Source organism: Motilimonas eburnea (assembly GCF_021295345.1).
GTDB lineage: Bacteria > Pseudomonadota > Gammaproteobacteria > Enterobacterales > CBDFNC01 > Motilimonas > Motilimonas eburnea.
On record NZ_JAIMJB010000032.1, the window covers coordinates 22,166 to 34,291 of the forward strand.

A 12,126-nucleotide genomic window follows, 5' to 3' on the forward strand; every position below is an offset into this window, starting at 1 on the left:
AATATCAGTGGCTTAATTATGTCAATAGTGTCATGTTATGAAATCCTTACAACTTGAGTTGGCTCAGGGTGGCTAATTAATCAACTGTGCATTATTTTCAATTTTGAAAGTGATTTAGTGTGAATAGTCAACCCAAAAAATTAAAAAATCGAGATTATTTTGCTTGAACTTTCGCTTCCATGCGTATAGCGATATTGCTGCGTGTTAACCAAAGCCTACGCTTAACATGGGCTTGAGCTGGCACAAGGGCATCAAATCTCCGTTTTTAAGGTGTTATGATTGAAAACAGCCGATGTAGCTAAAGCAAGTGGTTTGTTTAGCCGCTCTGAGAGTCAAAAGTATTAAAAACCTGATGAAAGTGGTTTTACTAGGTTAAGATAGTGAAAAATAAAACACTGGCATTCTCTTAATTTTAATCTATGTAAAATCCTCAAGGAGTCCTATAGATGAAGTCGTTCCAACTCGAATCCGCATTTAAGCCAAGTGGCGATCAGCCACAGGCCATTAAAACGCTGGTTGAAGGCTTTGATGACGGGTTAGCTCACCAAGTGCTGCTTGGGGTGACGGGCTCAGGCAAAACCTTTACCGTAGCGAATTTAATCACCGAGCTAAATCGCCCGACCATCGTCATGGCGCCTAATAAAACCTTAGCCGCTCAGTTATACGGTGAAATGAAAGAGTTCTTTCCGAATAACGCAGTGGAATATTTTGTTTCTTATTATGATTATTACCAGCCGGAAGCCTATGTGCCCAGTACCGACACTTTTATCGACAAGGATGCCTCGGTTAACGATCATATCGAGCAGATGCGTTTATCGGCAACGAAAGCGTTAATGGAGCGCCGTGATGTCATCATAGTTGCCTCTGTCTCGGCTATCTATGGTTTGGGCGATCCTCAGTCATACTTATCTATGATGCTGCATCTAACCACAGGTGATATTGTCGACCAGCGCGATATTTTACGCCGCCTTGCAGAGATCCAATATACCCGTAATGACATGGCATTCAGTCGCGGTACGTTTCGCGTACGCGGTGAAGTCATCGATATTTTTCCGGCAGAATCGGATAAACATGCGGTGCGCATTGAATTGTTTGATGGTGAAGTTGAGCGCTTAAGCCTGTTTGATCCCTTAACCGGACAAAGCATCAATGATGTTCCTCGGATCACGGTTTACCCCAAAACACACTACGTGACGCCAAGACAAACTATTTTAGATGCCATCGAAAATATCAAGGTAGAGCTAGCCGAGCGTAAGCAACAATTACTTGATAATAATAAGTTAATAGAAGAGCAAAGGATCAGTCAGCGCACCCAATACGATATTGAAATGATGCAGGAGTTAGGTTACTGCTCTGGCATTGAGAACTATTCACGCTATCTTTCTGGTCGCGCTCCGGGCGATGCGCCGCCTACCTTGATCGATTATCTACCAGCCGATGGCTTAATGATCATCGATGAAAGCCATGTAACCGTGCCGCAAATCGGCGCCATGTTTAAAGGTGACCGGTCACGTAAGGAAACCTTGGTTGAATATGGTTTTCGACTTCCCTCAGCATTAGATAACCGCCCCCTTAAATTCGACGAATTTGAGCGTATTGCGCCGCAAACCTTGTACGTTTCCGCCACGCCTGGGCCTTACGAACTAGAGCAAACCAATGGCGAGTATACCGAGCAAATCATTCGTCCAACCGGGTTACTCGATCCCGAAATAGAAGTACGCCCAGTCGCAACTCAAGTGGATGATTTACTGTCAGAAATTAGAATTAGAACAGCTAAAAATGAACGGGTGCTGGCAACCACATTAACCAAGCGTATGGCCGAGGACTTATCCGAGTATTTAAGCGATCATGGCGTTAAGGTGCGTTATCTACATTCCGATATCGACACCGTTGAACGGATGGAGATTATTCGTGATTTACGTTTAGGCGAGTTTGATGTGTTGGTTGGGATAAACTTGTTGCGTGAAGGCTTAGATATGCCTGAGGTGTCCTTGGTGGCCATTTTAGATGCTGACAAAGAAGGGTTTTTACGCTCTGAGCGTTCCTTGATCCAAACCATAGGTCGCGCCGCGCGTAATGTGAAAGGTAAAGCGATTTTGTATGCAGATACGGTAACCAAGTCAATGCGTAAAGCCATCGACGTGACCGAGCGTCGCCGAGAGCTGCAGCATCAGTTTAACCTTGATAATGGCATTACGCCAAAAGGGGTGAGCAAGGCGATCTTAGATATCATGGCGCTGGGCACAGGCAACAGCAAGGTCAGTAAGGTGGCAGAGCCTAAGGCAAGCTATGGCAAGCTTGATTCACAAACCTTATTGAAACAAATTGCGGATTGTGAGGCGAAAATGTTCGAACACGCTAAAAACTTAGAGTTTGAACAAGCCGCAGCGATGCGTGATGAAGTGGCCAGCCTGCAACAGCAGTTGATCACCTTGAGCTAGCGGGGTTAAGCAGAGAGAAAACGTGATAGCCAATTAACTATTGGGTTCAAACTTTGTGCTCTGTGCCATTCGCCAGCGATAGAGAAAAGTTAACGTCATGAGGATTAACATGATTTTACCTGCTCACGTTGGCGTTTGATTTCAGCTAGTAATTGGGTAAATTCTGCCATGGTCATCGAAGGTAATGTGATGCGCTTAAGTGACTTGTCAAATACGCTAATGATTTTTTCAGCCATGATGCTTACCTCTGTTGTTTAACTAAGTTCAGTATGTCATGGCGAAACTGAATACATAATTAACACATACCCCGATTTTGCTGTTTTTTTATACGGGTTTTCACTTATTTGCGGGGTCAGAGCGAATCAAAACAGAGAAACAATTTGATGATTGAGGCCGCTGATGAGTTTGACTACAATGGAGCACTTTTTGAAGTTAATGGTTAAAAAATATGAGCGAAAACAAACCTGAATTACCCGATCGCCTATCGGCAAACCCACGTAGCCCGTTCCACGTAGAAGCAATTTTCGAATTTGATATCGGTATCAAGCTAAACGGTAAAGAGCGTTTCGATGTTGAAGAGTACTGCATCAGTGAAGGTTGGGTGATGGTGCCATCACCAAAAGCTCTTGATCGTCGTGGTCAGCCGCTCTTGATTAAATTAAAAGGCGCAGTTGAAGCGTATTACTGTTAATACCTAGCTAGATTTAAATAAAAAACGCGCCTTAGTAGCGCGTTTTTTATTGTTCAATTTTTGTCGTAGGAGCGACATTTATATCGCGAAATGGCATACACAGGGCTTACTGTCCGTGCTTTAAAAACCGCTCCTACCATGCAAAATTAAGCTTTTGCTGCTTCGATGATTGCAGTGAAGTCAGCCACTTTTAGAGAAGCGCCGCCTACTAGGCCACCGTCGATATCTGGTTGTGCAAATAGGTCAGCTGCTGTAGCTGGGCCTACTGAGCCACCGTAAAGAATTTGTACTTTAGCAGCAACGTTAGCATCTTGCGCTGCAAGCCATTGACGGATGTGAGCGTGAACTTCTTGAGCTTGCTCTTTAGTCGCTACTTTACCAGTACCGATAGCCCATACTGGCTCGTATGCGATTACTGAGTTTTCTAGTGCAGCAACACCGTGCGCAGCGATAACCGCAGCAAGTTGCGTTTCAACAACTGAGTTAGTTTTATCAGCTTCACGCTCTTCTAATGTTTCACCGATACATAGAACAGGTACTAGGCCGTTGTCTTGGATCACTTTGAATTTAGCTGCAACAACTTCGTCGGTTTCGTTGTGTAGGGTACGACGCTCGCTGTGGCCAACTAGGCTGTACTTAGCACCGAATTCTTTAACCATCACGGCAGACGTTTCGCCAGTGAATGCGCCAGCTACGTTTAGGTCACAGTTTTGTGCACCAAAGTTGATCGCACCGTCTTTAGTTAGCTCTTCAGTTAGGCCTAGGAAAATAGCTGGCGGACATACTGCTACTTCTACACCGTTGGCATTAGCTGCAGGGCCAGCTAGGCCGTTAAGTAGTTCAGCCACAGAAGCTTTAGTGCCGTTTAGTTTCCAGTTACCCATAACTAGAGGTGTTCTCATGTCCATTTCTCCAATGATATTCAAATGAATGTTATTAAAAATTTTTACTGGGCTCGATTATAAAAAGCCCCTAGGGTGATAAGTAGTGATTTGAACAAATAAATGTGTAATAAATTTTCATAATTGCCGTAAATGTGATCTGCATCACTTTTCATCATGTCATTTGTCGTAATTTTGCCCACCACATGCCGATATATTCGTGCATGGCCACCTCCGAGCGGTACAAATAATAGGCTGAAGGTATCTGGCGGTTTAATGGCTCTGGCTGAGTAGAATTGCGCTGATGGTAACTGGCTGGCGCCGCAATCGGGCTGACTTGGTGAACATCAAACAAGGCTTTAGCCCTTGGCATATGGGTGGCCGATGTCACCAGCGCGGCGGTTTTACCTGCCATGAGTTTGGCCATTTCAGCCGCTTCTTGGGGAGTATCTAGGGTGTTATCCAAACGTATGATTTTCTGCTCGGGCACACCATAAGTGATGGCAAGGGTTCCCATTAATTGCGCGTGTGACTGGGAATCACCAAACCCTGAGCCAGAGACCACCCAAGTCGCATTGGGGTTAGCGCGCCAAATCCGAAAGGCTTCACTAAAGCGCGATAGGGCGGTAGCGCTAAGTTGCCCAGTGATGGCGAGGTCGGGATCCGCTAAGCCATAGGAGCCCAGCACCAAAATCATATCAACAGGCTGCTCGGTATTAAACGCGGGATATTGACGTTCTAGATTGGCAACTAAATAACCACTGACAGGCTCACTGGCAAATAAGGTGATACAAACTAATCCACTAGCCGCAACAAATTTGCCCAGCTTTTGTTTACGAGTAAATAGCAGTAGCAGTAAGCCAAGGGTGATCAAGGTTAACGAAAAAGGCACGGGTTTAACCAATCCACCTAGCCACTTTTTGAGCAAAAACACAGCAATATCTCCGTTTGCGAAATTGCGCAAATTTTACCAGTTTTCTCCGCGCTTGGCTTGTGCCAGAATAGCCAGCTTATTTTTGCCTTTTGATTGATATTCGCGTCATATTTGAACGCCAATCTATCTAAGGCATAACACCATATTTCACCTCAGTGATGTATAGGACTTAGATGGCCAGTAAAAACACCACAGACGCACAGAAAAACCTGCCTGAGTTGGTAGGATGGGTCAAAGATCAAGGGTTTAACTTGAATTTGTCCTCGGACAGACTCGCCTTTTTGATTGCGGTCTCTGTGATTGCCGAGCAAGAAGTGGGCGCCGAGTTAACCGAAGCCCAGCTCCATGATGCGTTTCGCCTTGTTAGCGATATCTTCTCGCAAGTGGATGAAACCCAAACCGAGCGAGCCAACAACGCCATCAACGACTTTTGTCGTCAGCAATTGTTTAACCGCTTTGGTGCTGACACGGTTGATACGGCCAGCTTGTATCGTTTAACGCCTCTGGCGCTGGGGATAGTGAATTTCTACGCGCAGCAAAAAACCTATTCCAACGTTAAATTGTCTATTTTGTTGACCCAAGTGGCAGCGGAAATAGAAAAGGTTTATCAAGCGGCGCAAGCCGGTGGCGATGAGGGCTATTGGGATGAAGCGGTTTACAGCGTACTGAAATACTCGGTAGAAGATATTTTCGAGCGCATCGATTTAACCCAGCGTGCCATGGACAGTCAGCAGCAAAATGCCAAAGACGATATCGCTAAGCTATTGCATCAAAACTGGAGTCAGGCCATTAGCGCGTGTGAGCAACTATTGGCAGAAACCAGTAGCCACTTGCGAGAGCTGCAAGACACCTTGACCTCGGCGGGCGATAAATTACAAGCGGGCCTACTTAATATTCAAGAAACCGTGCATGGTAATGCCGATCATGAGCATATCGCCACCTTAGTGTTTAATTTACAAGCGCGCCTTGATGGCATTATCGCCTGGGGCCAGCAATCCATCGATCTCTGGACCCGCTACGATCGCCATGTGCACAAGTTTATCCGCACCGCTATCGACATGGATAAAAACCGCGCCTTTAGCCAGCGTCTGCGCGAATCGGTGCAAAACTTCAGCGAACATAATTGGCACTTAGTGATTGCCGACGAAGCGAGGCTACTTGAGCTCAGAGATGAAACCTTAAGTTTCCGTGATGAGAACGTCACCGGCGATATGCCCGACGAGATGGAATACCAAGATCTGGTGGATATCCAAAATGAAGTGGCGGCAAGGGTCGAAAGCTATCTAGCCGAATTTAAGCAAAATCAACAGCCTCTTGAGTTGGCGACGGTTCTGCGTGAATTTTTGGCCGATTACCCCAGTGTGCAGCACTTTGATATTGCTCGCTTAGTCATAGATGAAGCTTGTAAGTTGGGCCTTGCCAGTGCCGAAGTCAAATTTACTGGCCAACAAGCGCCGTGGCGGCCCATTAATGAAACCGGAGCTAAGGTGCAAGCCCATAACATTGACACCTACGACAGCCTGCCCCAATAGGGCGATTGAAATTTTTACTTTTTGCCCGTATCGGCAGGAGTTAGCAAAACATGCAATTAACTGACTTAAACGACAGTAACGACAATTACCTTTCAGTTGAGTTAGCCCGTGCCGTGGCCAACCCGCTGTTTCCACAAATTGATGCGCAATTACGCAGTGGTCGCCATATCAGCAGTGATGATTTTCAGGCCCATTCTTACTTGGCTGATGCTTATGAGGCGCTGGATCAATTTTACCGCCGTTATCAGGTAGAGCTGATCAAAGCGCCGGAAGGCTTTTTCTACCTAAGACCCAAGTCTAACGCCTTGTTGGGCCGCAGCATGCTGTCTGAATTAGATATGCTGGTCGGTAAGGTTTTGTGTTACATGTACTTAAGCCCAGAGCGCTTGGCCAACGAAGGCGTATTTACCTTAACCGAGTTGCTGGAAGAGCTAAGCAACCTAGCCGATGAAACCCAGCTACTGCGCATGGTGAATCAGCGCAGTGGTGGTTCGGATTTAGACAAGCAAAAATTAAAAGATCGCGTAAAAGGCTGTTTACGTCGTTTTCGCCGTCTTGGCATGTTGACCTTAATTGGTGGTGTCGACAAATTTACACTAAACGAAGCGGTATTTCGTTTTGGCGCCGATGTGCGCACCGATGAAGATCCTCGCGAAGTGCAAATGCGCTTAATTCGCGATGGTGAGGCGATTGTCCATGATGATGATCTGCCGACAGATGAAAAGCTGCAACAAAACGACGACGAAGAGACTGAAGAACAACTAGGGCTAGAGGTGTAACCATGGCAAATCGCGGCAAATTTATCTCTTTAACCATGGTCAACTGGAATGGTTTTTTCGCCAGAACCTTCGAGTTAGATCAACTGGTCACCACCTTGTCGGGCGGAAACGGGGCGGGTAAATCCACCACCATGGCGGCTTTTATTACCGCTATGATCCCCGACCAAACCTTGTTGCATTTTCGTAACACCACCGAAGCGGGTAGCTCTAATGCATCACGCGATAAGGGCTTGTACGGTAAGCTAAAAGCCGGTCCGTGTTATAGCTTATTGCAGGTTAGAAACTCATACGATCAACTGATTTGGTTAGGGGTTCACCTAGAGCAAATCGCTGGGCGTGATAAAAAAGTAAACATCACGCCGTTTGCGCTAACAGATTTACCTGAAGACGTTAAGCCGACCGAGCTGTTACTGGAATCCTTAAGCCAAGGCCAATCTCGGGTGCGCCAATTTAGCGAGCTGCGCGCCGCGGCGGCAGAGTTTGGTGGCGTGCGCGTGACCAAGTACAACTCCATCACCGAATATCATAACTTTATGTTTGATATTGGCGTGATCCCGAAAAAAATGCGCGACCAAAAAGATCGCAGCAAGCTATACCGCTTGATTGAAGCCTCCTTATACGGCGGTATTTCCAGCACCATTACCCGCTCGTTGCGCGACTATTTGTTACCTGAAAACAGTGGTATACGCAAAGCCTTCCAAGACATGGAAGCCGCGATCAAAGAAAACCGTCACACCCTAGAGCGGATCAAACAAACCCAGTCTGATCGTGACTTGTTTAAAAACCTGATCACGGAAACCACCCACTATGTGGCGGCGGAATACGTGCGTTTAGGCAGTCAGCGACAAGCCTACTCAGAGCAAGCATTGGCGCAGCGTGCCAAGTTGCAAGCCACGCAAAAGCTATTAAAAGAAGAGCAAGGCCGCATTGTTTACTTGCAACACGAGCTAGACAAGTTAACCCAGCGCGAAGGCATGTTAGAGCAAGAATTAGAGCTGGCCAGCGACATGCTGCAAAAAGTACTGCAAGCTGTTGCCCTGCAATCAAAAATCACCCAGTACCAAGGTGAAATCGACATCACCTTAGCGCAATTGGAAGAGCAGCAAGAAAAGCTCGAACAAGCGAACATCTTGTTTCTTGAAAGCGAAACCGCCAAGCTTGGTGCCGAAGCGGAAGTGGACTCACTGAAAACCCAGCTAAGTGACTATCAACAAGCGCTGGATATTCAGCAAACCCGCGCCATTCAATACAAGCAAGCGGTTGCGGCCCTAGAGCAAGCTAAAATCAGCGCCCAAGCGCCAGATTTAGTGCCAGAGCTCGCGGCTGACAAATTAGCCTTGTTCAAAGCTGAGCAAGAAGAGCTGACTCATCAAGTGCTGGCCGCTAAACACAGTTTAGAAATGGCCAACGCAGCACTGGAAAAATTTGAAAAGGCCCTCGGCTTTTTAAGCCAAATTGAGCAAGTTACCTCGCGCCAACAAGCCCATGGTCAAGCCAAGCAAGTACTGGCGCAAGAGCAAAGCTACTTAGGCGTAGTGCAACGTAAAACCGAGATAGAGCGCAGCTTGCAAGATGCGCAGCGCCAACATCAACAGCAGCAGCAGTTAAACAGTTGGCTGGCCGATTATGCTGGCCAAACCAATGTGACTATCAGCCAAGGCGAGCAAGTGGCCGAGCAACAAGAGTTGGCATTGGTGGAGCAAGAAACCCTAGCCGCTCAACAAGCCGAGCTAGCCGATGTACTGGCGACCAATAAAGAAAAACTCGCGTCATTAAATGCCAGTAATCAGCGCTTAACTCAATTTGCGCCTAAATGGCTGGTGGCACAGGCGGAAAAAGAAAAGCTAGAGCAAGCTTCAGAGCAAACCCTAGACGATGCCAGCAGCGTCAGTGCCACCATGCAGCAAACCTTGCAACAAGAGCAAGCCCTTAAGCAACGTAAAGAGCAGTTAAACCAAGAGAAAACCCAGCTTGAGCAGCAAATTCGCCGCTTACAAAATGCCGGTGGTGAAACCGACGAAACCTTGGGCAGCATAGCGCTCGATCTAGGCGGGGTGCTATTAAGTGATGTGTATGACGATATCACCTTAGAAGAAGCGCCTTATTTCTCAGCCCTTTATGGTCCGGCGCGTTACGGCGTGGTGGTGCGAGATCTCGACCTTGCCATTGAAAAACTGGCGACCATCAGCAACTGCCCAGAAGATTTATATCTGATCCAAGGCGATCCCGATGCCTTTGATGAAGCCCTATTTAATGCCACCGAGCTAGGCGACGCCGTATTGGTGCGTGAAGGGGCGCGTCAAGTGCGTTACTCGCCGCTGCCGAAAACGCCCTTGTTTGGCCGCGCTGCCCGTGAGGCACGTATTGCCGAGCTAGACAAGGCACGCGATGGCTTGATTGAAGAATTTGGCACGGTTTCATTTGAGCAGCAAAAGAAATTACGCCTGTATAATCAGTTTAACGACTTTATTGCCGCACACTTGTCTGTGGTGTTTGAAAGCGATCCGCAAGTGCAATTGGCCGAAAATAAACAAGCCATTAAACACATTGAGCAACAAACCCAAACCGCGCAGCAGCAGCAGGGCCAATTGCAGCAAGGCCTTAAAGCCCTTAAACAGCAGCTGCAACTGCTCGATAAAATTGAGCCATTAGCCTATTTGATTGGCGACGCTAGCATTGCCACGCGTTTAGAGCAGGCGCAGCAAGCCGCCAATGAATTAAAGCAAGCCAATCAGTTCTTAGTGCAGCACAAGAGCGCATTAGCGGGCCTAGCTAAAGAAGTTGATTACTTACAATACGATCCACAAGATATTGATTTGCTAAAAGCAGCCCTTGAGCAAGTGGAAGCTCAGCTGACCGCGAAAAAGCGTCAATGTTATGATTTAGAGCAAGTGCAAGCGCGCTTAGCCCACTTTGGTTATGCCGATGCCCAAGCCTTGCTGGATCAAACCAGTCAAATCAACGATGAGCTAAAAGCCAAGTTAGTCCTGGCAGAAAAAGCGCGCGTACAAGCTCAAGCACAAGAGAAGCAATGTCGTGAGCGTTTAAACCAAGAGCAGCAAACCCAAGTTGCCCTTAATGCGGGTCTTCAAGCTAAGCAGCAAACCTTGCAAGAGCTAAATACCGAGCTGGCCGCCTTAGGCGTTGTCCTTAGCCATGATAGTGAAGCCAAGGCCAAAGCCCATAAAGAGCAGATCCAAACGGATCTGGTCGAGACGCGCGCTAAACGCAATAGCACCAATTCGCACCTAAAGGTGACCGAGAAAGAAGTGGCCACCTTAGCCAGCAGCGAAAAATCCGTTAAGCAACACTATCAGCAAGCGCGTGCGACCTTAGTGAAGCAAAAAGCAGGCTGGAGTTTAGTTAACGCGATTGCGCAAACCAACGATGTGGCGCGCCGACTTGATCGCGCCGAGCTCAAATACCTTGATGCCGATGAGCTAAAGTCTATGTCGGACAAAGCCCTAGGTACGCTTCGCGCTGCGGTTGCACACGATGAAGAGCTGCGCGATGCGCTGCGTTTCTCGGAAGATAATCGCCAGCCAGAGCGCAAGGTGATGTTCTACGTGGCGGTGTATCAATACCTGAAACAGCGTATTCGCCATGACATTATCCGCAGCGATGATCCGGTTGAAGCCATCGAGGAAATGGAAATTGAATTAGCCCGTTTAACGGATGAGCTAAAACAACGTGAATCACATCTGTCGATTTCGGCCCATGAAGTGGCCAGTAAGATTCACAACACCATTCGCCGTGAGCAAAACCGCATTCGCGCCCTGAACCAAGGCCTGCAAAGCGTGGCCTTTGGTCAAGTGGCGGGCGTGCGCTTAAATGTGTCACTGCGTGAAGCGTACTCAACCTTGCTCAATGCCTTAGCCGAGCAGGGCGCCCAGCACCAAGACTTGTTTGGTAATAACGAGCTGAGCTTCTCAGAAGCCATGGCGAAATTGTTCCAGCGCCTTAACCCGCATATCGACCAAGGTGAGCGCAGCCATCAGGTATTAGGTGAAGCTTTACTGGATTACCGCAACTACCTCGAAATGCAAATTGAGGTTTGCCGCGGCACCGAAGGTTGGTTACGCGCCGAGAGCGGCGCCCTTTCTACCGGTGAAGCGATCGGTACGGGTCAAGCTATCTTGTTGATGGTATTGCATTCTTGGGAAGAAGAATCACGCCGTTTCCGTGCTCGTGATATTCTACCTTGTCGCTTATTGTTCTTGGATGAGGCGGCGCGTTTGGATGCGCGCTCCATTGCCACCCTGTTTGAATTGTGTGAGCGCCAAGATATGCAATTGATCATCGCCGCACCGGAAAACATCAGTCCTGAAAACGGCACCACCTATAAGCTTATTCGTAAAACCCACGGCAAAAACGAACACGTACACGTGGTGGGCTTGCGCGGCTTTGGTTATGGTAAAACCGAAACAGAGGATAATAAACAGAGTGTGATCCCTGAGCTGATTGAATAGCAAGAAACCAAGGTGCTAATCAGCATAAACCAAGCTGATTAGCGCTGTTTTCAATGCCTCTGTTATTTTTGTGTGGTTAATTCCTCGGTGAGCAATTGTTCATAAGTGACCTTGAAAATTTTATGAACCAGATTGTAATCTCTGATGATCCTATCGCGTTGATTAGACACATTGGCTACGCCTAAGAACATATGACCGGGAGGCTCAGGCAAAGGCAGGGCTTTGATCTCATCTCCCATTCCCAACTTACTGGCTTCGACCATAGTCGACACCCAGGGCGGGATTCCACTTTGTTCAACTTTCAACCAAATATAATCTTTGAACGATATTCGCCGGACCAACCTGACTTTCTACGTTTGGCTGCCAAGCTATCTTTTTCGCTAATATCCTGCTTTATCG

At 47.5% G+C, this 12,126-nt stretch carries 9 protein-coding genes; 5 read left to right on the forward strand and 4 right to left on the reverse strand.

The window, feature by feature from the left end; translation table 11 throughout:
* Positions 1–446 precede the first annotated feature (446 nt).
* A complete protein-coding gene (gene uvrB, locus K6Y21_RS20250; RefSeq protein WP_233073733.1) occupies positions 447–2,441 on the forward strand; it encodes an excinuclease ABC subunit UvrB in 1,995 nt (664 codons plus the stop codon).
* Between the two features lie 104 nt (positions 2,442–2,545).
* Here uvrB and K6Y21_RS21345 read toward each other — a convergent pair whose 3' ends face one another.
* A complete protein-coding gene (locus K6Y21_RS21345) occupies positions 2,546–2,677 on the reverse strand; it encodes a hypothetical protein (protein WP_285229773.1) in 132 nt (43 codons plus the stop codon).
* Between the two features lie 212 nt (positions 2,678–2,889).
* Between K6Y21_RS21345 and K6Y21_RS20255 the strand changes: the two genes are divergently transcribed.
* Positions 2,890–3,132, forward strand: coding sequence for a DUF3297 family protein (locus tag K6Y21_RS20255; protein ID WP_233073734.1), 243 nt, complete (start codon positions 2,890–2,892; stop codon positions 3,130–3,132).
* A 146-nt stretch (positions 3,133–3,278) separates the two neighbouring features.
* Here the strand turns inward: K6Y21_RS20255 and tpiA are convergent, their stop codons facing one another.
* Positions 3,279–4,034 (reverse strand): triose-phosphate isomerase, encoded by a 756-nt coding sequence (tpiA, locus tag K6Y21_RS20260; protein ID WP_233073735.1) that lies wholly within the window; start codon positions 4,032–4,034, stop codon positions 3,279–3,281.
* Positions 4,035–4,188: 154 nt separating this feature from the next.
* On the reverse strand, positions 4,189–4,947 hold the full coding sequence (locus K6Y21_RS20265) for an ElyC/SanA/YdcF family protein (protein ID WP_233073736.1): 759 nt from the start codon (positions 4,945–4,947) through the stop codon (positions 4,189–4,191).
* A 173-nt stretch (positions 4,948–5,120) separates the two neighbouring features.
* Here K6Y21_RS20265 and mukF point away from each other — a divergent pair, with 173 nt between their 5' ends.
* The 3 genes from mukF to mukB are packed head-to-tail and all read left to right on the forward strand — an operon-like array spanning position 5,121 to position 11,727.
* Entirely contained in the window at positions 5,121–6,479 is a 1,359-nt protein-coding gene (gene mukF, locus K6Y21_RS20270) for a chromosome partition protein MukF (protein ID WP_233073738.1), read from the forward strand.
* Between the two features lie 50 nt (positions 6,480–6,529).
* Positions 6,530–7,258, forward strand: coding sequence for a chromosome partition protein MukE (gene mukE / locus K6Y21_RS20275; RefSeq protein ID WP_233073740.1), 729 nt, complete (start codon positions 6,530–6,532; stop codon positions 7,256–7,258).
* 2 nt (positions 7,259–7,260) lie between these two features.
* Entirely contained in the window at positions 7,261–11,727 is a 4,467-nt protein-coding gene (mukB, locus tag K6Y21_RS20280; RefSeq protein ID WP_233073741.1) for a chromosome partition protein MukB, read from the forward strand.
* Between the two features lie 62 nt (positions 11,728–11,789).
* Here mukB and K6Y21_RS20285 read toward each other — a convergent pair whose 3' ends face one another.
* Positions 11,790–11,990 carry a hypothetical protein gene (locus K6Y21_RS20285; RefSeq protein ID WP_233073742.1) on the reverse strand — a complete coding sequence of 67 codons (201 nt, stop codon included), beginning with the start codon at positions 11,988–11,990 and terminating at the stop codon, positions 11,790–11,792.
* Between the last annotated feature and the right edge of the window lie 136 nt (positions 11,991–12,126).

Bases quoted from the DNA above. Each gene is read 5' to 3' on its own strand.
- uvrB (WP_233073733.1), top strand. From the start codon at position 447: ATGAAGTCGTTCCAACTCGAATCCGCATTTAAGCCAAGTGGCGATCAG.
- K6Y21_RS20255 (WP_233073734.1), top strand. From the start codon at position 2,890: ATGAGCGAAAACAAACCTGAATTACCCGATCGCCTATCGGCAAACCCA.
- K6Y21_RS20285 (WP_233073742.1), bottom strand. From the start codon at position 11,990: ATGGTCGAAGCCAGTAAGTTGGGAATGGGAGATGAGATCAAAGCCCTG.
- mukF (WP_233073738.1), top strand. From the start codon at position 5,121: ATGGCCAGTAAAAACACCACAGACGCACAGAAAAACCTGCCTGAGTTG.
- K6Y21_RS21345 (WP_285229773.1), bottom strand. From the start codon at position 2,677: ATGGCTGAAAAAATCATTAGCGTATTTGACAAGTCACTTAAGCGCATC.
- tpiA (WP_233073735.1), bottom strand. From the start codon at position 4,034: ATGAGAACACCTCTAGTTATGGGTAACTGGAAACTAAACGGCACTAAA.
- mukE (WP_233073740.1), top strand. From the start codon at position 6,530: ATGCAATTAACTGACTTAAACGACAGTAACGACAATTACCTTTCAGTT.
- mukB (WP_233073741.1), top strand. From the start codon at position 7,261: ATGGCAAATCGCGGCAAATTTATCTCTTTAACCATGGTCAACTGGAAT.